The 23,066-nt window shown below is 64.4% G+C and carries 12 protein-coding genes and 1 pseudogene; 6 read left to right on the top strand and 7 right to left on the bottom strand.

Going from position 1 to position 23,066, the window contains the following annotated elements:
* The first annotated feature begins 736 nt into the window (after nt 1–736).
* From BV95_RS11195 to BV95_RS11175, 6 genes are all read left to right on the top strand, one after another.
* Entirely contained in the window at nt 737–5,068 is a 4,332-nt protein-coding gene (locus tag BV95_RS11195; RefSeq protein ID WP_051749724.1) for an Ig-like domain-containing protein, read from the top strand.
* Between the two features lie 66 nt (nt 5,069–5,134).
* Entirely contained in the window at nt 5,135–6,427 is a 1,293-nt protein-coding gene (locus tag BV95_RS11190) for a TolC family protein (protein ID WP_051749723.1), read from the top strand.
* Nucleotides 6,427–8,628 (top strand): type I secretion system permease/ATPase, encoded by a 2,202-nt coding sequence (locus BV95_RS11185; protein WP_051749722.1) that lies wholly within the window; start codon nt 6,427–6,429, stop codon nt 8,626–8,628. Before BV95_RS11190 ends, BV95_RS11185 begins: the two co-directional genes overlap by 1 nt.
* The gene (locus tag BV95_RS11180; protein WP_081873353.1) at nt 8,618–9,808 is read left to right on the top strand and encodes a beta-barrel domain-containing protein; all 1,191 of its coding nucleotides are present in this window, start codon (nt 8,618–8,620) and stop codon (nt 9,806–9,808) included. Before BV95_RS11185 ends, BV95_RS11180 begins: the two co-directional genes overlap by 11 nt.
* On the top strand, nt 9,805–9,963 hold the full coding sequence (locus BV95_RS24030; RefSeq protein WP_162179743.1) for a hypothetical protein: 159 nt from the start codon (nt 9,805–9,807) through the stop codon (nt 9,961–9,963). The genes BV95_RS11180 and BV95_RS24030 overlap by 4 nt, the downstream gene beginning before the upstream one ends.
* Complete coding sequence (locus BV95_RS11175; protein ID WP_037451493.1) at nt 9,938–10,924, top strand: MBL fold metallo-hydrolase; 987 nt, start codon at nt 9,938–9,940, stop codon at nt 10,922–10,924. The genes BV95_RS24030 and BV95_RS11175 overlap by 26 nt, the downstream gene beginning before the upstream one ends.
* A 95-nt stretch (nt 10,925–11,019) precedes the next feature.
* Here BV95_RS11175 and BV95_RS11170 read toward each other — a convergent pair whose 3' ends face one another.
* The 7 genes and pseudogenes from BV95_RS11170 to BV95_RS11145 form a co-directional block, all read right to left on the bottom strand.
* Nucleotides 11,020–13,800, bottom strand: coding sequence for a M16 family metallopeptidase (locus BV95_RS11170; RefSeq protein ID WP_037451490.1), 2,781 nt, complete (start codon nt 13,798–13,800; stop codon nt 11,020–11,022).
* Nucleotides 13,801–13,952: 152 nt separating this feature from the next.
* Nucleotides 13,953–17,246 (bottom strand): TonB-dependent receptor, encoded by a 3,294-nt coding sequence (locus tag BV95_RS11165; protein ID WP_037451486.1) that lies wholly within the window; start codon nt 17,244–17,246, stop codon nt 13,953–13,955.
* A gap of 110 nt (nt 17,247–17,356) precedes the next feature.
* The gene (locus BV95_RS22720; protein ID WP_162179742.1) at nt 17,357–18,412 is read right to left on the bottom strand and encodes a FecR family protein; all 1,056 of its coding nucleotides are present in this window, start codon (nt 18,410–18,412) and stop codon (nt 17,357–17,359) included.
* A gap of 32 nt (nt 18,413–18,444) precedes the next feature.
* Nucleotides 18,445–18,921 carry an RNA polymerase sigma factor gene (locus BV95_RS11155; RefSeq protein ID WP_037451484.1) on the bottom strand — a complete coding sequence of 159 codons (477 nt, stop codon included), beginning with the start codon at nt 18,919–18,921 and terminating at the stop codon, nt 18,445–18,447.
* Nucleotides 18,922–19,032: 111 nt separating this feature from the next.
* Nucleotides 19,033–21,981, bottom strand: coding sequence for a M16 family metallopeptidase (locus BV95_RS11150; protein WP_051749719.1), 2,949 nt, complete (start codon nt 21,979–21,981; stop codon nt 19,033–19,035).
* Between the two features lie 442 nt (nt 21,982–22,423).
* Nucleotides 22,424–22,857, bottom strand: a pseudogene (locus tag BV95_RS24930) (transposase); the annotation flags it as partial.
* A gap of 74 nt (nt 22,858–22,931) precedes the next feature.
* Nucleotides 22,932–23,066 (bottom strand): transposase (locus BV95_RS11145; RefSeq protein WP_037451481.1); only part of this gene is annotated, 135 nt, incomplete at its 5' end.

Below are 23,066 nucleotides of genomic sequence, written 5' to 3'. Positions count from 1 at the left end.
ACAATTATGTCACGGCGATATAATGTAAGTTAATTCCAGGTTGGAACAGGTCACAAATCACCTCATATAAATCGTCCCGGTTATGTATTCAGTTCTCTGTTCCGCGTCTTGCCGAGCGTAACCCTAGGGCGCGTGGACAAATCCAAGACCCGCCAGACCGAATGATTTGGATGGATTTCCGTTGTCGAGCCCCTCCCCTTCAGGGGAGGGGTTGGGGTGGGGGAGTGCCGTTACAGGACTGCTTTCGCGTGGGGCACGCCCCCACCCCTCAGTCCCCTTCCCCTGAAGGGGAGGGGAAGCATTAACGCCCACCATTGGCCATTTCCCGACATTCCCAATATGTCCACGCGACCTAATGTCACCGGAACAAAACGCAATCACATCCAGTAAAATAAAATATCCATTTTGCATGCTAAGACGTAGACCGAGCCATGCAAAGTATCTAAAACAGCGTCATCGTATCATCATATCTTTTCCATTCCATTTCGGTTCATTTCCCATCTAGGACAGAACTTGGATTTTACTTATGATTCATGGTCCAAGCCAATTCCTCACACTGCAAAAGTCCTCCTGAAATCGTTGCTTTTCACCAAAATGAAAATCGTTACGCTATCAATACAATATATGCATAGTTAACAGCGGATTAACCGCACCTCGCAAGAATTTGGCAGCGAATTCGGCCGTTACTGTGAAGAATAATGGCGCAACTCCAATGCGTTCGTTCGGGAGAATGGATATGCAATTGTCGGCAAAGGTCGCCTCGGAAACGAAACAGCTCCAGACTGTCAAGACCCGCATCATTTCAGACAAGATCGCAATTTCTCCCGGCGAACATGTCGCCCTGGATATTTCGCGCAACATGGTCGACAATTATAGCCGCGAAGGATCAGATCTGGTCATCCATCTCAAGGATGGGCAAACACTCCGAATCGAACATTATTATGGGAGCCTCGATAAAAGCTCTCATCTCTATCTGCTCGACGACTATCAGCAATTGGTCGCGGTGGATTTGACGCCTGCGGCTGGCGGTGCGCTCCTTCCCGGCTATACGCCGCTGGGCATCGCCGCCGAATTCGCCGCGGCAGGCGGCTCCGGCGGGCTGGGCACTGCGGGAATCCTTGGCGGCCTGCTGCTCGGCGGCGGCGCCATCGCAGCCGCAGCGGGCGGCGGCGGCGGAGGGAACCGCTCGCCCAATGGCGGCGGCCAGAACCCCACGCAACCCACGCCCGACACGACGGCGCCCGCAGCGGCATCCAACCTGGCGATAAACGCCGCCGGCACGACATTGACCGGCGCTGCCGAGGCGGGCGCCACGGTCCGCATCGACGTGAATGGCGACGGCACGCCGGACTATAGCGCGACCGCGGACGCTAACGGTCGCTTTTCCGTCACGCTCAACCCGCCGCTGGTGAATGATGAGAATGTCAGCGTCACCGTGCGCGACGCCGCCGGCAACACCAGCCCGCCCGCAAGCGTCCACGCGCCCGACCTGACGCCGCCCCAACCGGCGACCGGCGTCACGGTATCGCCGGACGGAACCTCCGTCACCGGCCAGGCCGAACCGGGCGCGACCGTCAGCGTGGACACCGACGGCGACGGCATCCCCGACGCCAGCGCCACCGCCGGGGACAACGGCAACTTCACCGTGCCGCTCAGCCCGCCGCTCATCGACAGCGAGACGGTCAGCGTGGTCGTGACCGATCCCGGCGGCAACCACAGCACCCCCGTCACCGCCGTCGCTCCCGACCTGACGGCGCCGCCCGCGCCGCTGCTCGATCTCAGCAACGGCGCCCAGATTTCCGGCACGGCCGAACCCGGCAGCACCGTGACGATCAGCACCGGCGGCGTTGCGCTGGGCCAGACGACCGCCGATGGCGCGGGCGACTGGACATTCACCCCCACCTCTCCGCTCCCCGACGGCACGGTCGTCACCGCAACCGCAACCGACGCGGCCGGAAACACCGGCCCGCAAGCAAGCACCACCGTCGACGCGCTCCCCCCTGCCTTGACGATAGACTCCGGCACGGTCGCAAGCGGCGGCTCAACCAACGACACGACGCCGACGATCAGCGGTTCAGGCGCCCCAGCCAACGGCACGGTCACAATCCTCGACAATGGCATAGCAGTCGGCACCGCCACCGCCGACGGCGCAGGCGCATGGACCTTCACCTCCGCCGCGCTGACCGACGGCACCACCCACGCCTTCACCGCTCAAGCAACCGACGCCGCAGGAAACACCGGCACGTCCGGCGCATACACCATATCCATCGACACCACGGCTCCGGCGCTGACCATCGACACCGGAACGGTCGCAAGCGGCAGCTCGACCAACGACACGACACCAACGATTAACGGTTCGGGCGCCCCAGCCAACGGCACGGTCACAATCCTCGACAACGGCGTCGCAGTCGGCACCGCGACCGCCGACGGCGCAGGCGCATGGACCTTCACCTCCCCCACCCTCACCGACGGCACCACCCACGCCTTCACCGCCCAGGCGACCGACGCCGCAGGAAACACCGGCACGTCCGGCGCATACACCATATCCATCGACACCACGTCCCCGGCAATCACCATCGACACCGGAACGGTCGCAAGTGGCGGCTCAACCAACGACACGACGCCTACGATCAACGGCTCAGGCGCCCCGGCCAACAGCACGGTCACAATCCTCGACAACGGCATAGCAGTCGGCACCGCAACCGCTGATGGCGCAGGCGCATGGTCCTTCACCTCCCCCGCGCTGACCGACGGCACGACGCATGCATTCACCGCAGAGGCGACCGACGCGGCAGGAAACACCGGCACGTCCAGCGCCTATACGATCTCCATCGACACCACGGCTCCGGCCCTGACCATCGACACCGGCACAGTCGCAAGCGGCAGCTCGACCAACGACACGACACCGGCGATCAGCGGTTCGGGCGCCCCAGCCAACGGCACGGTCACAATCCTCGACAACGGCGTCGCAGTCGGCACCGCAACCGCCGATGGCGCAGGAGCGTGGACCTTCACCTCCCCCACCCTCACCGACGGCACGACGCATGCGTTCACCGCAGAGGCGACCGACGCGGCAGGAAACACCGGCACGTCCGGCGCCTATACGATCGCCATCGACACCACGCCTCCGGCTGTCACCATCGACACCGGCACGGTCGCAAGCGGCAGCTCGACCAACGACACGACACCAACGATCAGCGGTTCAGGCGCCCCGGCCAACAGCACGGTCACAATCCTCGACAATGGCATAGCAGTCGGCACCGCAACCGCCGATGGCGCAGGAGCGTGGACCTTCACCTCGCCCGCGCTGACCGACGGCACTACCCACGCCTTCACCGTTCAAGCAACCGACGCGGCAGGAAACACCGGCACGTCCAGCGCCTACACCATCTCCATCGACACCACGCCCCCGACCGTAGCGATTACCGGCGCGAGCGATAATTTTGCTCCGATAACCGGCCCGCTGGCCGATGGCAGTTCGACCAACGACACGACCCCGACGATCGACGGCACCGGTCCAGCCAACAGCACGGTCACAATCCTCGACAACGGCATCGCAGTCGGCACCGCCACCTCTGACGGCACGAGCGCGTGGTCCTTCACCTCCCCCGCCCTGACCGACGGCACCACCCACGCCTTCACCGCCCAGGCGACCGATGCCGCAGGAAACACCGGCACGTCCAGCGCCTACACCATATCCATCGACACCACCGCGCCGACGCAGACCGTGAACGTCACAAGCATCGCCGACGACACGGAAACCGCAGGCGACTTCATCACCCAGGACACGTCGCCCACCATCCTCGGCACGTTGAGCGCGACGCTCGACGCCGGGGATGCGGTGCAGATCAGCCTGGACGGCGGCACCACCTGGACAGACGCGACCGTGGACGGCACGTCCTGGTTCTTCGGACCGGGCAATCTCGCCACGGGTTCCTATACCGCCGATGTCCGGGTAGTCGACGCGGCCGGCAATATCGGCAACACCGACAGCCAGGCTTTCCAGATCACCGCGCCCACGGCCCATAACCCGCTGGTGGTCGACAATAGTTCGGGCCTGCTCGGCCTCGTCAGCGCGGAGGCGCTCGGCATCCTGACCATCGGCGGCGGAAACCGGATCGTCACGGACGTCGACAACAACCTGTCGCAGGTGGTGTTCCGCTACGAGGCGCTGGTGGCGGTCGGCGCGACGCTGCAATATTCGTCCGCGCTGGCGGCCGAACTTGGCCTGCAAGTGGTGAGCAGCACCAGCGGCATATTGGGCCTGATCGGCTACACGTCGACCCTGACGATCACCCCCGCGACCGGCACGACGATGGACAATCTCGCGGTCAACGAACTGCTGAACACCATCCATTTCGACACGGTGCTCAGCGGCCTGGGCGGCGGCCTGCTCGCCGCCGTGCTCGCCGGGACGACGATCACCGCGACCGATAGCACGGGCCTGATCGGCAGCGCCAATGCCGGCGCGCTCGTCGACGCCAGCGTGCTCAACTTCGCCGCCAACAGCACGGTGGTGGAGGGAACGGGGGGCAGCGACACGCTGAACGCCAACTCGGCCGCGGGCAGCCAGATCTACGGCCATGGCGGCGACGACACGCTGAACGGCGGAGCGGGCAACGACCTGCTGCGCGGCGGCGCAGGGGCCGACACGCTCCACGGCGGCGCTGGCAGCGACGTGCTGATCTACGATGCGGCCGACGATGTCGCCGGCCATTTCATCGACGGCGGCACCGGCGCGGGCACCGACGGCAGCGCCATCGACACGCTGCTGCTGGGCGCGGGCATCAACCTCACCATCGACGCCAACACCCATATCCAGAATATCGAGCGGGTCGACCTGGGCGCGGGCAATGGCGCCAACAGCCTGACGCTGACGGCCGACGGCGTACTCGCGGCGACGGAGGCCGCGCACACGCTCACCATCGCGGGCGGTTCCGCCGATACGGTGACGATGCTGGGCGCGCAGATCACCGGTCAGCAACTTGTCGATGGCCACGCCTATAATGTCTACACCTTCGGGGCGAACACGATCCTGGTCGAAGACGCCGTGTTGGTGGCCGCCTGATCCGGGCCGAAGCCTGTCATCGGGGGATGGAAGCTTTCCTTCCATCCCCCGCCATCGAAGAAGATTATGCCGCACAAAGAAGATGCGGGGCCGTCCTCCCCGCGCAAGCAACGTCGGCGGGGCCGGAAGATCCGGCTCGGCTGGGCATCCATCCTGCTGTCCGCCGCCTTCCCGGCCATCGCCGCCCCCACCACGGTCGAGCAGGCAGTGCGCAAGGGGCTGGCGATCAACCCCGAACTGCGCGCGGGCAAGGCCGAGGAATCCGCGGCAGGCACCGATGTCTCCATCGCGGGCAGCGGCTATTATCCCTCGGTCTCCGTGTCGGGCGGCCCGCAATCGTTCAGGCTGGACGGCATCGCCTATGACGTCGTCGCCAGCCAGATGCTCTACGACTGGGGCCGCACGAAGAGCGCGGTGGCCGATGGCCGCGCCGTCCGCCGCCAACTCTCCGAAAAGCTGCGGCAGAAGCGGGAGGAGGTCGCCCTCTCCATCGTGGAGGTCTATCTGGACATCCTCGTCACCCAGCGCCAGGTGGCGGGTCTCCAGACGCATATCGCCGATCTGGAGGATATCTGGCGCATGACTGCGGCGCGCAGCGAAGGCCGCTATAGCGACCGCAGCGAACCCGACCGCGCCGGGCTGGAACTGGCCCGCGCCCGCGAACAGCTTGCGATCGAACAGGGCACGCTCGACAATGCCCATCACGAATATCTGCTGCTGGTGGGGGAGGAAGCCGACGGGCTTTCCGATCCGTCACCCGCCTCGGTCGCGGCCTATATCGCCCGTAACGACCTGCAAAAGCTGATCGAGGAATCCCCCGCCTATCGCGCCATGACGGAGGGTACGCGATCGGCCGAGGCCAAATTGCGGCAGGCCCGCGCAGAGATGCTGCCCCAACTCAATCTGGAAGGATCGATGACCCGCCGCGACATTGGCGGCACGCCGGTCGACGATGCGACGGTGGCGCTACGCCTCCGCTCCAATTTCCAGGGCATCTCCAGCTTCCTGCGGCCCAAGGGCGCGCAACAACGCATCCAGGCCGCGATCTGGAACGAGGCGACCACCAGCCGCGAATTGCGCCGCGAATTGCGGACCCTGCTCGATCACGCGACCATGCTGCGCGGACGGCAGGAGATGCTGGAGGCGCAGGTCAGCGCCTCCACCGACCTCGGCGTGACCTATCTGGAACAGTTCCGAGCCGGCCGCCGCGACCTGATCGACCTGCTCAATGCCCGCCGCGAACGGTTCGAGGCGCAGCGCCAGCTTATCAGCGCGCGCATCGACCGGCTGCGCGACGAATATCGGGCGGCCGCCAAGCTCGGCCTGGTCGGGGACCTGCTGGAAAAGGGACTTTATTGATGGCGACGGCGATTTCCGAACCCATTCTCCCGCCCGCCACGGTCGCGCCCCGGCTCGATCCGCTGCGCGAGGGGCTGGTGCTGCTCTGCCGCGAACTGGGGCGCGCCACCAACGCGGCCGAACTGGGCGACGGCATGCCGCTGGAACAGGGGCGGCTGCCGGTGGCGATGGTGCCCCGCGCCCTGCGCCGCATCGACGTCGCCGCGCGCGTGGCGCCGTTCGATCTGGCGCAGGTCGAACCCTATCTGCTGCCCGCGCTGATCCTGTTGCGGAACGGCGACTGGGCGGTGCTGGCCGGGCTGGACGCGGACGGCGCCGACCTGCTGCTGCCGGGCAGCGGCGGCGGCCAGCAACGGTTCGACCGGGCCGACCTCGCCTTTTTCTACGAAGGCACCGCGATCTTCGCCAAGCCGCGCTACCGGGCGGACGGCCGCGCAGGCGCCTTCGCCCAGGCCGAGGGCAAACACTGGTTCTTCGGCACGCTCAAAAACTATCGCCGCGACTATCTGGAGGTGGCGCTGGCGGCGATGATGGCGAACCTGCTCGCCATCGGATCGGCGCTGTTCGCGATGCAGGTCTATGACCGCGTGGTGCCGAACGCGGCGTTCGATACCTTGTGGATTCTCGCCAGCGGCGTCGGCCTGGCGCTGCTGTTCGAAGCGGTGCTGCGCGTGCTGCGGGCGCATCTGCTCGATACGATGGGCAAGCGGCTGGACCTCCGCCTCTCCTCCCAGCTTTTCGAACGGGTTCTGAACACCCGGCTCGCCGCCAAGCCGCCCTCGCTCGGCGCGTTCAGCACCCAGATACGCGAATTCGAATCGGTCCGCGAATTCTTCACCGCGTCGAGCGCGGCGGTGATCAGCGACCTGCCCTTCGTGCTGGTGTTCCTGGCGCTGATCGCGCTGCTGGGCGGACCCATCGTCTGGGTGCCGGTCGCGGCGATCCTGCTGATCGTGCTGCCGGGCATGCTCAGCCAGCGCAAGCTGGGGGCGCTGTCCCGCCGCAACCTGCGCGAAGGCGCGGTCAAGAATTCGATCCTGCTCGAATCCATCGAAAATCTCGAAACGCTGAAGGCGGCGCGGGGCGAAGGCCGCGCCCTGCATATGTGGGAAAATCTGACCGCCGAACTCGCGGGCACCGCCAGCCGCACCGCCACGCTGACCGCGATGCTCAGCTACGGCGCCACGCTGGTGCAGCAGCTTGGCTATGTCGGCGTCATCCTGTTCGGCGTCTACCGGATCAGCACCGGCGACATGACGATGGGCGCGCTGGTCGCCTGTTCGATCCTGTCGTCGCGGGGCATCGCGCCCATGTCGCAGGCGGCGTCGATCCTCGGCCGCTGGCAGCATGTCCGCGTCGCGATGGAGGGGCTGGACCAGCTCATGGCCTCGCCGGTCGAACGACCGGCGGGCAAGGCGTTCGTCCGCAAGGAAAAGCTGGCGGGCGCCTTCCGGCTGGAGGAAGTGACGCTGCAATATGGCGACAATCCGCCGGTCGTGCATGTCGGCGCCCTGTCCATCGGCGCGGGCGAGCGGGTGGCGCTGCTGGGCGGCAACGGCGCGGGCAAATCCTCGCTGCTCAGGCTGCTGTCCGGGCTGGGCGATACGGCTTCGGGCCGCATATTGCTGGACGACGTCAACCTCCACACCATCGATCCGGCCGACCGTCGCCACGCCATCGGCTATCTGCCGCAGGACGTGGCGCTGCTGCACGGCACGCTGCGCGACAATCTGAACCTGTCCGGGGCGGCGCTGGGCGATGCCGAACTGTTCGACGCGCTCGACGCGGTCGGGCTGGGCGCGTTCGTCCGGGCCAATCCGCTGGGGCTGGACGCGCCGATCCAGGGCAGCGCCAGCCTTTCCGGCGGTCAGCGTCAGGCGGTGGGCCTCGCCCGGCTGCTGCTCCAGGACCCGCAGATCGTGCTGCTGGACGAACCGACCGCCTTTTTCGACCAGGCCAGCGAAAATCACGTGATCGACTATCTGCAAGGCTGGCTGGGCAGCCGCACGCTGATCGCCACCACGCACAAGCGCAGCCTGCTCGCGCTCGTCGACCGGGCCGTGGTGCTGCGCCATGGCCGGGTGGTCATGGACGGGCCGCTCGACGGCATCGTCTCCGGCGATCAGGTCCGGACAGGTCCGGCCAATGCGGCCCCGGCCAATGCTACCCCTGCCAATGAAGGAGGAAGCGATGCGCGTTAGCCTGACGGCGCCCGAACGGCTGCGGCGCGAACTGGCCGATCCCTTCGCCGCCGACGTCCATCCCCGCTCCCGCCTAGCGCTGTGGGTGATGTTCGGCTGCCTCATCCTGTTCATCGGCTGGGCCGCCTGGGCGAAGCTGGATCAGGTGACGCGGGGCGAAGGGCGGGTGGTGCCCTTCAGCCGCGAACAGAAGATCCAGAGCCTGGAGGGCGGCATATTGGGCGCCCTGCTGGTCAAGGAAGGCGATCTGGTGAATGTCGGCCAGCCGCTGGTGCAGCTAGACCCCACGCGCTTCGAAACCAATTATGCCGAATCCTCCAACCAAGCGGCCGGGTTGAAGGCGACAGTCGCCCGGCTGGAGGCGGAGGTGCTGGGCCGCGGCGCGATCACCTTCCCGGCGGGCATCGACCCCGGCGGATCGGTGGCCCGCACCGAAACCGAACTTTTCCGCTCGCGCCGGGAGAAACTGGCCGAAACCACCGGCTCCATCGCCCAGCAGATCGGCATCGCCGAAAGCCAGCTTGCGATCCTGCGCCCGCTCGTCGCCCGCAACATGGTGAGCGAGATGGAAGCGCTGAAACTCAGCCAGGAAGTGGCGACGCTGAAAGGCAAGCTGGCCGAAATCCGCAGCACCTACGCGCAGGAATCCTATACCGAACTTTCGAAGAAAAAGGCCGATCTGAGCGCGCTGGAACCCATCGTGCGGCAGCGCGACGACCAGCTTCGCCGCACCCAGATACTCTCCCCGGTGCGGGGCCGCGTGAACAAGATCATCATCAACACCAAGGGCGGCGTGATCCAGCCGGGCGAGGCGATCATGGAAGTGATCCCGGTCGAGGAACGGCTGCTGGTGGAGGCCCGGATCAAGCCCCGCGACGTCGCCTTCCTGGTCCCCGGCATGCCCGCCAAGGTGAAGATCACCGCCTATGACTATACCGTCTACGGCGATCTGCAGGGCACGCTGGAACAGATCAGCGCCGACACGATCGAGGAACAGACCCCCCACGGCAAGGAATCCTATTATCAGGTCCTGATCCGCACCGACGGCCGCCAACTCAAAAAAGGAAATGAGACGCTGCCGATCATCCCCGGCATGGTGGCGGAGGTGGACATATTGAGCGGCAAGCGCAGCGTGCTCAACTATCTGCTCCGCCCCCTGCTGAAAGCGCGGCTCAATTGACCATGTCATTTATGGACTTGCCGGCATCGCCAATGGCCTGCAAGGACTTCAACTTCCGTCATCCCGCACTAAATAGCCGCGATGACGAAGACCATCATCGCCAGCGCGGCAACCGGAAATCATCGCTGAATGCCGCGCCGGAACCGCTATTATGACGGCCCCGTCAGCGGCCACTTCGACGGGCTTCGCTTCCTGAACCCACGCGGGGAGCCGGAAACGGACCGGTCCTTGCGCGATCTGCTCCGCTGGCATCGGGAAGCGCCCAGGACGCAATGGCCCCAATCGGTCCCGGTCTCCCCTATCATCCCCGATACCCGCGTAGAGGGATTGCGCGTCACCATGGTCGGCCACGCCACGCTTCTGATCCAGACAGGCGGCGTGAACATCCTGACCGATCCCGTCTGGTCCGACCGCGCCAGCCCGCTTTCCTTCGCAGGGCCGCGCCGCGTGACCGCGCCGGGCATCGCCATGGACGACCTGCCGCCGATCGACGCGATCCTGCTGTCCCACAATCATTACGACCATCTCGACATCCCCACCCTGCGGGCGTTGCAGGCGCGGCGCAATCCGCCCATCATCACGCCGCTGGGCAATGACAGCATCGTCCATCGGCACATCCCCAAAGCGCGGGTCGAGGCGGGCGACTGGTTCGACCGCTTCACGATAGCGCCCGGCGTGGAAGCGCATATCGTGCCCGCCCTCCATTGGTCTTCCCGCGGTCCGGGGGACAGGCGGATGGCGTTGTGGGGCGGCTTCATGCTGCGCGCCAAAGGCAGGCTCATCTATTTCGCAGGCGACACCGGCTATGGCACCGGCGCGATCTTCCGCGATCTGCGGGCGCGCTTCGGTTCGCCCGATCTCGCCATTCTGCCCATCGGCGCCTATGATCCGCGATGGTTCATGTCCGCGCAGCATAGCGATCCGGAGGAGGCGATCCAGATCATGCTGGACCTCGATGCGCGGAACGCCCTCGGCATCCATTGGGGCACCTTCAAGCTGACCGACGAACCCTGGGAAGAGCCCGCAGCCCGCCTGGCTGCCGGACTGGCGGCCCGCGGCATAGCGCCGGATCGCTTCCCGGCGTTGCGCCCGGCGGAGACGATCGAGTTCGAATAGAGGCTCGGCCCGCGCGGCAGCATCAAATTTCCCGGTTCTATCGCCTGCATGAACGGCCAGGGCGATGGAGCGCACCGAACCCTGGCCCCCCCTGTTCAGGGAAGGACGGCCTTCCCGTCGGCATCGATCACGCGCACCTCGCCCAATCCCGTGGCGCGCACCTTGGCCTCGATCTGGGAGCGGTCGCCCACCACGACCCAGATCGGAACCGCCGTGCCGACCGATCGCGCCACCTCGTTCACCGCGACCAGGGTCTGCGCCTTCACGCGGGCGTCATAATGCGCATAATAATTATCGGGCAGGGCATTGACACTCTGATCGACCAGATAGGCCACGATCCGGCCGCCGCTCGACCATTCGCTGGCCAGGCTGAGCGTCATCGAACCCTGCACATTGGCGAGTTCCGTCGCGGTGATCGGCTGGCTTTCCGCAAGCCCGGTCAGCAGCTTTGCCGTCTCGACCATCGCTTCCGCGGTCTTGTCCGTCTGAACCGATCCACCCGCCGAGAACAGCCGCGATCCGCGTGCCGAGGAATATCGGCTGCGCGCACCATAGGACCAGCCCTTTTCCTCGCGCAGCTTCATGTTGAGCCGGGACACGAAATCTCCGCCGAAGGCCATGTTGAAAATCTCGCGCGGGATTTCGTCGCCATCCTTGCGCGGCGGCGCTACCGTCACAGCCTGGATCACGCTCTGCGGCGTGCCGGGCTTGTCCACCAGATAGACGACCGGCTTGGTGAGCGGAGGAGCGACCGGCGTCAGAAGCTCCGGCGCGTGGCCACCGCCCCGACCGGCGCCCGTCCAACCGGCGAACGCGGCCTCTATCAGGGGACGGATTTCGGCAAGGCTGGTATCGCCGACCACGATCAGCGTCGCATTATCGGGATGGAACCAGCGATCGTGGAACGCCGCCAGATCGGCGCGGGCGACCGACTGGATCGACTCCTCCGTGACCATCCGACCATAGGGACTGTCCGCCCCGAAGGCGAGGCGCGGCAGAAGCCGGGATGCGATGCGGGTCGGATTGTCCCGCCCGGAAACGATATCCGCGACGGTCTGGGCCTTCAGGCGATCGATGTCGCTTTGCGCGAAGGCGGGATGCATCATTATGTCCGCGTAAAGCGCCAGCGCCTGCGGCAATGTCGGCTTGATCGCGGAAAGCGAAAGCTGGCTCGTCTCGCCGCCGCCTGAGGCCGAGAAGGTCGCGCCCAGGGCATTGAAGGCTTCCGTCAGTTCCGCGCCGGTCCTCGTCGTCGTGCCTTCGCCCAGCAGGTCGAGCGCCAGACTGCCGGTGCCGGGCGCGATCCGGGCGAAGTCCGGCGCGATGCCGGTATTCAGCAGCATGGACATTCTGACGATCGGAGCCTCGGCCCGCCGCGCCACCACAAGCTTAAGCCCGTTGGCCAGCGTCGCGCGCTCAACCGCCGGAAAGACCGCCGGAGCCATCGCGCCCGGCTGCGGCATGGCCTTGCGCTCGATAGGGGCCGAAGCGCCGAGCGCGCCGGATGGCAGGAATGTCAGCACGAGGTCGCCGTCGCTCAGCCATTTCTTCGCCGCGCCCTGCACCTCCGCCGGGGTCGCTTCGCGGAAGCGCCGGGACCGGTTCTTCCAGCCGCCGGGATCGCCCAGATAGGTCTGGCTCTGGGACAGAAGGTCGGCCTTGGCGGAGATGCTCTCGAAGGCGCGCACCTGACTGGCGACGTGCCGCGTGCGCACGCGTTGCAGTTCGGCGGCGGTCGGTCCCTGCGCGATCAGGCGCTTCAACTCCTCGTCCACCACCGCCTCGACCCGCGCCGCATCCTCGCCGGGGCGGATCATGACGTCGATGATGAACTGTCCCCCGATCTCGCGATCGTCGACCCCGACCGACACTTCGGTCGCCCGCCGCTCGTCGATCACCAGCCGCTTCGTCAGGCGGCTGTTGCGGTCGCCCGCCAGCACCTCGGCCAATATCTCCAGATAGCTGGTGTCTGGCGCGCCATAGTCCGACACGTTCCAGGCCCGGATCAGCCGCGCCTGGCTGACGCGATCGGTCACCGTCTGGCGCACAGTGCCGGTGCGGTCGATCGGCCAGACCTTGGGATGCGCGACCGGCTGGCCCGGATCGATGTCGCCGAAATACCGCTCCACCTTGGCCAGCGCCTCGCCGGGCGTGATGTCGCCCGATAGCGTCAGCACCGCGTTGGACGGCCCGTAATAGCCTTTGAACCAGGCGCGGACATCCTCAAGGCTGGCGGCATTCAGATCCTCCATCGACCCGATGACATTATGGTCATAGGGATGGCCCTGCGGCGTCAACGCACGGATCAATATCTCCTGCGCCTTGGCATAGGGCCGGTTTTCGCCCTGGCGCTTCTCATTCTTGACGACGGCGCGCTGCTCGTCCAGCCGCGTCTGGTCGATCGCGCCCAGCAAATGCCCCATCCGGTCGCTTTCCAGCCACAGGATCGCGTCCAGGGCATTTTTGGGGACGACCTCGAAATAATTCGTCCGGTCCCAGCTCGTCGTCCCATTCTGGCGGGTCGCGCCGATCTTCTGCGTCGCCTTGAAGAAATCGTCGTTGAAATTCTCCGAACCGTTGAACAGCAGATGCTCGAACAGATGGGCAAAGCCCGTCCGTCCCCTCGGCTCATCCTTCGAGCCGACATGATACCATATGTTCGTGGCGACCAGCGGCGCGGAATGATCCTCATGCACGATCAGCGTCAGCCCGTTCTTCAGCACCATGCGCGTATAGGGAATGTCGAGCGTCAGCTTCGCCAGCGGATCGGCGGCGATAGCGGACCTGGCCGCCGGGGCCTTGGCAAGGGCGGAGATCGGCGCCGCTACGGCGCACAACATTGCGAGCGCCGCAGGCAGGCGGAATTGGGTCGTCATTGATTTAGTCCCTTTTTGGAAGAAGCCGGTTGTTCGCCGTCCCATCATGGATGGGCACATGGGGTCCGCTGGCCCGCAACCGGCAGACGTCCCCCGCCGCCAAAGCGAGGGACGCCCTGGGGAGCCCTCTTCAGGCTCCCCGCACCGTCATCTCAGAAGCGCTGGTTGACGCTGAGATAGAAGTTGGCCCGGCGCGGATCGCCGAACTGGCTATAGAAGAGGCTGACGGTCGCGTTGATCGGCGGCGACTTGTCGAACACATTGTTCACGCCAGCGCGCAGTTCGGTCTTGGTGAAGATCTTATATGTTCCAAAGACATCGAAATAGGCCTGGGACGGGATTTTGGCCGACCCCTGAAGCGGCTGAACCGTATGCTGGGCGTTGAGATAGTAAGGGCCGACATAACGGCCGCGCAGGCCCAGGGACCAGCGATCGGTGGAATAGACGGCCGAACCGTTCCCCTTCCAGGAAACGCCGCCCGCCCCGCCCACGAAATTCATGAACAGATTGTCGAGCGCGCCAGCCGAGTTGACGGGTTCGGCAAGCGGCGTGGTTTGTATGATAAGGCTTTTCAACCAAGTCGCACCGGCCTTCAGGCTGAGAAAGCCATTGCCGAGCTTCGTGTCGTAGCTTCCGGCAAAGTCGATCGATTCCGATTCGGATCGCAACAGGTTGGCCGTCGTTACGTCCGCGGAGAGAATCGGCCCAACTCCGAACGTACCGAAGGTGGCAGGGTTGGTCGACCGCGGGAAGCGTTCAGGATAAGCCGCGAGGAAATCATTGAACGCCTGCTGACCGCCCGGAATCGCCCCGCCGCTGAGCAGGATCGCCGGTTGATAGTAGAGGTTTTTCTGCGTGATGCGGGTCCAGTCGACAGAGAATCGAAAGCCGGGCAACCAGCGCGGCGTCAATATCCCGCCGAACGACCAGCTTTCCGATGTCTGCGGCTCGACATTGGGATTGCCGCCGATCTTTGCCGGTATGACCTGCAATAGCCCCAGAAAATTGCTGCCGATCGCTTCATTCCCGCGAAGCGGATCCCTGACATTGACGGCGGTTACGCCAGCAAGGAGCGTGCCGGGTGCGCCGGCGTCGACCGTGATGAGCGAGTTCAGATAAGGGGGCTGATATCCCGTCGAATAGGAACCGCGAAATGTGATGTCCTTGACGGGTGCCCAACTCAGCGCGACCGTGGGATTGGTCGAACTGTTGTCGGTGCGGGCAAATGCAGGCTGGGCCCCCGCCTGCGGGCAGGCAGTGGAGTAGGCGCTGTCCGGCAATGGTCCGACGATCTGGCCAGGGCTTACGCCCGGAAAACAGTTCAGCGAAGAATTGGCGCCGACGCCGATATACCGATCGTAGCGGCCGGCCACCTGAAGTTCCAATTGATGGAACAGGGGGACGTGATTGTCCGGTCCCACGATCGGCAGCCGGATTTCACCGTAAACGCTGTCGGTGCGCTGGGATCGCCGCGGCGTGAAGTTGACCGACGATGCCTGCACCGTATTGTTATAGGTTACATAGTCATATTGGACTTGCTTGTCCTGCTCCAGCAGGAGTGTGACAATCGGCCTGCCACCCCATAGGCGCAGAAAAGGCGTCGGCCCGGCAACCTTCAGCGTATAGGATCGCGAAAAGGAGTCGGATGGCGTCAAAAGCCCCTGGGACGGCCTGTTCAAATAGGTGAACGTCGGCGGATTGAGCGAAATGTCGCGAACCAGATTGATCGTGCCGTTGCGCACAGCCGCATCGGTTGCCATGTCGAACCCGGGCGGGCTATCGTCGAACTTGTAGCTGGTCCAGTTCCAATTCAGGTCGATTGCCGCCTGCCATCCATAGGGCAGTTTGATGATGCCGCCTGCGAGCGCCCGCCAGGTGGTGGTGGAGCTGATAGATTCCAGATTGCCTTCCGTGATCGGTGCGGAGACGATGATCGGCCGCGTGAAAGGATTGTTCGCGGCGCTTGCGGGCAGGGTGTACGATCCTGCGGCCGGATTGGTAAGTCGTGCCTGTTCATATCGCGAATAGCCGCCCTGAGCATATAGGCTCAACCATGACGCAAACTCCCGCTTTACGGTAGCCGACGCATTGTAGGTTTGCGTCGGCGTAATCAACGGCGCCAGCCCTCCATTTCCGGCGCCGCCGCCCGTCGGCGTCTGGGAAACCTCCAGATTTTGCTTTCCTGCATTGGCGATCAGGGGAGCGACGCCATCCAGCCCGATTCCCCGGAATCCGGCCGGGATATAGGTGATCCTCGACCCTAACGACGTGCCGCCATAAAGGGGTTTCAGAATAAGATTGCTGCCATCGGCGCTGACGATGTTCGGCGTCGCGCCTTGCACCGGCTGCGTGATGGTGTTCAGATGGCCAGGCGCGTTCGCAAGAAGGCGCGCTCGTCCGTGAGAGACGAAATCCCGCTCGCCTTCATAGAGGGCGCCGGTCTTTTGCCAGTTGAGCGCAAAGGACAGGGTGGTCTTGCCCTTTTCCAGCGGAAGGCTGCCGTTGAAGCTCAAACGTCGGTCATCAGCGTCGAGGCGGCTGGTGTTTCCATAATAGGCGCTTGCTTCGAAGCCTCTGTAATCACGGCGCATGATGATGTTGATGACACCGCCGACCGCATTGGAGCCGTAAATGCCCGAAGCCGAGGAAGCCAGCACTTCGACGCGCTCGATGGCGTCCATGGGAATGCCGTTGATAGAAGCCTGGGTGAACACGCCGTTGCCGGTATTGGCTTGCGCATAGCGACGTCCATCGACCAGGATCAGCGTGCTGTCCGGGCCGAGGCCGCGAAGGTTGATAAGGCTCTGCCCCTTGCTGAGACCTGCCTGGGTGGACAGGGCGCCGCTGTTGTTCGCGCCCAGATAGTTTCGGAAGAAGTCTTCAAGGCTTCCGGAGCCGGACCGGACGATGTCTTCACGCGTGAAGACCACATAGGGCTGCGCATCGTCCTGTGTTCGTGGAATATCCAGATTAAGGGTCCATCGTCGCCCCCGGACGAGGATTTCAGGTATATCGATCTTGCCGCCCGCGCCTATGCCCTGCGCCGCGCTCAAGTCTTGGGCGATATCCCTGGCCTTTTCCATGGTCTGAAAGGAGGGGCCGCCCACCACATAGGAACCGCCCGACGTCTTCTGAAAACGCAGGGCCGTCCCGGAAAGAAGTTGCTCCAGCGCCTGCTCGACGGTGAAATTGCCCTTCAGGGCCTTGACGCGCTGGCCGCGAACACGGTCGGGAAGGAAGGCGATCTGCACCCCTGCCTGACGGCCAAGCTGGCTCAGCGCCTTGCCCAGTTCACCGCCCGGAATGTTCAGATTGACCCGCGCCTGCTCAGCCGCTGCGGTCTGGGCGCTCGCCGCGCCCGCCGGAACCATCGCCAATGCGACGGCCGCCGCGCCGACCGAAAAGTGACGGCGGATATGCTTTCGAAGTCCTCGGAATTCCCCCACGTGCTGGCCCTCCTGTTGTCGAGGAGGCGTTGCGCTCTTCCTCTAAGGCGTGAACGTCAGCTTTTCGGAAAACCACATTTGAATATCACAAAATAGAAACGGAAATGTCATCAAGGATGTTTTCCAAGCGACAATTCGACATTCCCGTCAGTGGTCGGATGCGCTTCGACCGGCAATATTCCCTGGATCGCGTCGATGAACTGGCCGGGCGCGCCCGTGCGATACACGCCGCTGACATGCAGCGCAGCGACGCCGTCGTCGTTCAGCGTGATCGGATGGCTCGAATAGCGGTTGATCTCGGCCACAGCCCGCCCCAGCGGTTCGTCGTCAAATTCAACGAAGCCGTCCCGCCAGAGAAGCTGGCGCTCGACATCGACCGCGCCGACCTTTTGCGGCGTCCCCAATTCGGCGCTGAATCCCTGACCAGGCTGGAGGATGGTGGGCGCCAACGGCACGGCTGCCGATCCGGCGGCGGCATCGGGCACGCGGTCGACCACGACCCGTCCCTGGAACAGGACGACATTGACCCGGCCGGGATCGACGCGCACCTCGAAAACGGTTCCCAGGGCCGTAATCTGCCGGTCGGCGGCGATGACCGCGAAGGGACGGTTCCGGTCATGGGCCACCTCGAACAGCGCTTGGCCGCTCGCCAGCCGAACAACGCGCCGCTTTTCGGTAAAGGCGACGATCAGACGGCTGCGCGTGTTGAGGGTGACGGACGTTCCGTCCGCAAGCCGGATCGTGCGCCGCTCGCCTGCCCTGGTGCTATATTCCAGACTGCCCGGCGTGGATTGCGCGCCGGAATCGGGCGCAGACGCCGCGATTCTGGTTTCCGCACCCTTGCGTCCGCCCTCAGTCGCGACCTGATGCATTGCCGTGCCCACCGCGATCAGGGCGAGGACGCTGGCCGCAAGGGCGCCGAGGACGAACGCCGGACGCACTTTGGGAACCGGCTGCGCCTCCAACGCCGCCTGGCGCAAGGCGCGCAGGTTGGCGTCGTGGCCGGAATCGAAATCGAATACCGCCATCGCATTATTGGCGGACCGCCAAGCCTCCGCATTGCCGGAATCAGCGATCCAGGCGGCGAATTCGGCTTCCTCGCCGGGATTCAGCGGGCGGGAATCGTGGATGACCAGCCAATGGGCTGCCCCTTCCGATGGAGACATGCCGCGTGTCCGGGGAATGGCGCGGGGACGCATCATTCTTGTTCCAACCCCTCCGTCAGGCGCGCTACGGCGCGCTCCATATGTTTTTCGACGGCGCTCACGGAAATTCCCAGTCTCGCTGCTATGTCGAGATATTTCATGCCTTCCAGACGTCTCAACACAAAAATCACGCGTGTCCGTTCCGGAAGCTCGATCAGGATCGCCGTGGCCCTGGCCAGACGTTCCCGTTCAATTAGAACGTGTTCGGGCGAAAAATCCACATCCGAATGCGTCTGCGGATCGAATTCGTCATGGGCGTCGGCATGATGGCTTCGCTGCCGGCGCAGATGGTCGGTCAGAACGCTGCTGGCGGTCTGGAACACATAGCCGCCGACATATTTCATCTCGGTCACGCCGCCCCGTTTCAGCAGGCGCTCGAACACCTGCTGGACCAGATCCTCCACTTCGGCGCGCGCGCCCACGCGCCGCCTGAAATAGCGCAGCAGGGACGGACGAAAAGATTGGTTCAGCGCTTCGAACGAAGCCTGTTCTTCCGATCCCTGCTGTGGCGAACGAGGTTGGGTGACCGTGTTTCTCCTTGCTGGCGCCCGCCGCCCATTGGCGGCAACGCGCCCCGATGACTAGTAACCTGTCGGCTTCGGCCCCGCGCCAGCGACCTGGGCCTCAGGCATCACCTGCGCCTTCCAGGCCAGTTCCGGACGCAGATATTTCCGCGCCAGCGCCTGGATGTCGGCAGGCTGCACCGCCTCCAGATCGGCCGCATAGGTCATGCTTTGCGGCAGATACCAGGGCCGGTCCACGGCGTAAACCAGCTTGTTCAACCACCAGGAATTGGACTTTTGGGCCAATTTCTCATGTTCGACCAGCGGTTCCCGCGCGCGCTTCAACTCGTCGGCGCTGACCGGCTTGTCGCGCAGATCCTGGGCGATCGCGTCAATTGCCTTGAAGAACAACGGCAACTTCGCCGGGTCCGTCTCCGCCTGCGCCGCGAGGCTGCCATAACCCTTGTAGGTGTCGGAGAACTCGGTCGAAACATTGGGGGCATAGGCCAACCCTTCCTTCTCCCTTATCTCCTCAAGGACGCGCAACTTCAGGACCGCCCCCAGAAGCTCGATCCGGCGCGCTTCGGTTAGATCCCGTGTCGCGTCGGTCGCCGGCCACGCGATATAAGCCAGGCTCTGTTCCGCCAGGCCCTTATGCGTGAAGCGGAGCGGCTCCGCCGTCGGCGCCGGAAATGCGCGACGGTCGGCGCCGGGCGCCAGGCCGCTGACCGGCTGCCGGGCGGGTAGTGCGCCCAAAGTGTTGGCGGTGACCTTGATCGCTTCCTCCAAAGTCGTGTCGCCGACGATGGTCAGATGCATCGGCCCCTGGTCCAGCAACGCCTTGAGCTGGGTCCGATAGGGTTCGACGGAGATATTGGCGATCTCCTCCGGCCGCAGAGCGGCGACGCGCTTGTCGCCGCCCGCCAGCAACTCGGCCGCATAGAGCCGGAAGGCGGTTGCCGGCGTGGCCAGATTGGCTTCATAGGCTGCCGGGTAGCTGGCCTTCGCCTGCTCGAAACTTGTGGGGCGGAACGCCGGATCGGTCAGATAGGCCCCCATCATTTGCATCTGCAGTTGGAAATCCCTGCCGCGCGTGTAGCCAACAAGCAGGAAGCGGTCCCCCATCGTCGCCAGCGAAGTGCGGACGGAGTGACCGTTGAGAGCCCGGCTCATCTCGTCCACCGTCAGCTTGCCCAGACCTCCGTCATTAAGGGAACGGATCAAAAGCCCGCGGGGATCGAACTTGTCGGGCGAGAAATTCTGCTCGCCCGCGCCGGTGAGAAGATAGATGGAAATCGTATCCTTGCTGAAGTCCGTCCGTTTGAACGTCAGGGTCGTGCCGTTGGCGAACGTCACGATGGTAGCGCCCAGTTCCGCCAGTTGCTTCGTTTCGACAACCTGGCCCGGCGTGCCGAAACTGGTATATTCCCAGGGCTTCTTGACTGGCGCCGCAGGGGCCAGGACGGCCATTTTCTGCGAAGCGTCGAGCGCGGCGGCGACCGCCTGCTCCCCGCCTTCGATCGGCACGGGCGACGTCATCGTCAGGATCGGCCCGCCGCCCACGAATATCCGCTTGATGGCGGCGTTGACGTCGGCCGCCTTCAGATCCTTCGTCGTCTCCTGGAAAAGGGCCAGATTGGTGGCTGGCGACGAAAAGACGACCCGGCTGTTCACCGTGTTGAGCAAATTGCCGGAAAGTCCGCGCGTGAAACGGGTCGAGGCGGACTTCACCGCATTTTCAAGCGTCGTGCGAGTGCTGTTGATTTCTCGCTGAAGCTCCGCGTCGGTAACGCCATAGGTCACAAACCGGCGCTGCTCCTGCTCGATCGCCTTCAGCGCCTGCTGCCACTTGCCCTGCACGAACTGCGCGCCGATCGTGGAAATCTGCACGCTGCGCATGAGAGCTCCACCATCGGCGGTGGCCGCCAGGAACGGAGCATCGTCGGTCCGCGACATTTCGCCGAGCCGCCGTTTCAATACGGCCAGGGCAAGAGTTTCGAGCGTATCGTCGCGGCGCTTCGCCACCCGGTCGGGCGCATTGTCAGGCGCCCGCGTCCAGGCCAGGGAGACGCTGGAGTCCATGCCCGGCTCGACGAAGATATGCGTTTCCTTGCCCCTGGCGGCGACCTGGCCCAGGTCGGGGTCGGCGCCGTCCGGCCCCTTGGGTTGCCAGTCTGCGAATGTCTTGCGGACCTTGGCCTCCATAGCGTCCACATCGAAGTCGCCCACGGCGACAAGGGTGGCGCGCGAGGGGCGATAATAGCTGTTGTAGAAGTCGACGAACCGGTCGCGCTTGGCCGTGTTGATGATCTTCAGGTCGCCGATCGGGAATCGGGTCGCAACCTTCTGCCCCTTGGCCAGGACGGCCATCTGCTTCTCCGCGGCCCGCAGCCCCGGAGAATTGCGCAGCCGCTCCTCCCCGGCGATCACGCCGCGCTCCTCATCGATGGCGCCGGGGTCCATCGTCGCTTCGGACACCTGCTCGCGCAGCACGAACAGGCCGGTATCCAGCGTCTTCGCGTCGCTGCGCGGCATCTGCAATTGATAGAAGGTCTGGTCGAAGCTGGTCGCCGCATTGAGATCGGCGCCGAAGGCCAGCCCAAGCCGCTGGAGGATGGCAATCAGTTCGGTTTTGGGAATATGCGTCGTTCCGTTGAACGCCATATGCTCCATGAAATGGGCGAGGCCGAGCTGGTCGTCCTTTTCCATAAGGGAACCCGCATCGATGCGCAGCATCAGCGATGCCTCACCCGGCGGGGTCGCATTGTGCAGCAGCGCATACCCCATGCCGTTGGGCAGCATGCCGAAGCGCACGCTGGGGTCGACCGGCACGTCGCTCGCCAGATGCGCCCATGGCTGGGAGGGAGGAACCTGTGCTTCGGCGGGCGCGGCCTGGACCTTGGCGGACGGCTCGGTCCGGCTGTCCCGCGCCTCCACGACGCCCATCGCGCCAAGCGCAATGGTCGAACAGGCCAGGAAAAGACGCACGCATGTCCCGTATCGAACCCGCTTCTCACCCACAGTCATTCTCACGTTCCTCCGCGATATCGTGGGGCAATGCCATCCCCTTGTCTTACGGGAACGCGAGGCGGATCGAAATCCACATGCGGGAAACGCAAAACTTCTGTCCTTTAAGATCGCTATCTATCGGTGATTTCAGCGCGCGGCCCAGCACGCCTTGCACGTCGAAAGATAGCTACGGCGGAAAGTGAGCTTCCCGGTGGGACGCCTGACGGGATATTTCACGACCAGGCCCATGAGACCGACCGCTTTGCACCTCCGGAAGTATCCCGGAGGCGACCGAAAGCACCTAAATCGTGAATTTTTCTCAGAAAAATCTAGGCCTTGTTAGGCAATGGCGCCCCGCGCAGGACAAACTTAACGAATATGTCTCGCCGTTTGCACTACGATAGAGCCGCCGCTAGCCGCTTACTGCCGACTATCGCCGCGCTGCCCCGAAGCCGCCGACGACCTTGGGCAACAAGACGTCGGCACCGTGCAGGTCGTGCCAGTAGCCGGACATCAGGTGGAAAGCGACAGGATTGCCCAGCACAGGGCATGGAGCTTGGTGCTCAATCCGCCTTTGCGCCGGCGCTCGACTGATGCGCGCAGATCAACGTGGCATCGAGCATCGCATATTCATTGTAGCTGTCGGCTGCAAGAGGCTCGAATACCCGTTGCCGTGCCCGCTGCAGCTCCGGCGCATATGCCGGAGATGGATCACCCGGAAATCCCCAAACGCTCGGGCAAATCACGGTAGGGGATACCCGCTCGATGCCGGTACGGCACCGCCTCGACGAACAGCCGGTTGTCCTTGGCTGTCGTCCCCACATAGCCAAGACTTCCTGGCAGAAGATCCCTGATCCGCTCCCATTGATCGTCCCGCAATCCGTACCGCTTCACCACGCACCAGTCTCCTAAGCCGACACGCCAGGAATCACTCAGCGATGCTTTTAGGAATCCCCTAGGGTCAGGACTCATTGATTGATCCAGAATATGACGGTCGCGGCGATGCAGATGGCGGACATGAAGGTATGGGCGCAACGATCGTAGCGCGTGTGGATGCGCCGCCAGTCCTTGATCCTGCCGAACATATTCTCGACTTTGTGCCG

The organism is Sphingobium chlorophenolicum, assembly GCF_000722875.1.
GTDB lineage: Bacteria > Pseudomonadota > Alphaproteobacteria > Sphingomonadales > Sphingomonadaceae > Sphingobium > Sphingobium chlorophenolicum.
Note: the sequence above shows the minus strand (reverse complement) of the source record. Positions and strands in the feature narration are given on the sequence as shown.

Excerpts from the sequence above, each read along its gene's own strand:
- BV95_RS11195 (WP_051749724.1), top strand. The coding sequence starts at position 737 with ATGCAATTGTCGGCAAAGGTCGCCTCGGAAACGAAACAGCTCCAGACT.
- BV95_RS11190 (WP_051749723.1), top strand. The coding sequence starts at position 5,135 with ATGCCGCACAAAGAAGATGCGGGGCCGTCCTCCCCGCGCAAGCAACGT.
- BV95_RS11185 (WP_051749722.1), top strand. The coding sequence starts at position 6,427 with ATGGCGACGGCGATTTCCGAACCCATTCTCCCGCCCGCCACGGTCGCG.
- BV95_RS11180 (WP_081873353.1), top strand. The coding sequence starts at position 8,618 with ATGCGCGTTAGCCTGACGGCGCCCGAACGGCTGCGGCGCGAACTGGCC.
- BV95_RS11175 (WP_037451493.1), top strand. The coding sequence starts at position 9,938 with ATGCCGCGCCGGAACCGCTATTATGACGGCCCCGTCAGCGGCCACTTC.
- BV95_RS11170 (WP_037451490.1), bottom strand. The coding sequence starts at position 13,800 with ATGACGACCCAATTCCGCCTGCCTGCGGCGCTCGCAATGTTGTGCGCC.
- BV95_RS22720 (WP_162179742.1), bottom strand. The coding sequence starts at position 18,412 with ATGTCTCCATCGGAAGGGGCAGCCCATTGGCTGGTCATCCACGATTCC.
- BV95_RS11150 (WP_051749719.1), bottom strand. The coding sequence starts at position 21,981 with ATGACTGTGGGTGAGAAGCGGGTTCGATACGGGACATGCGTGCGTCTT.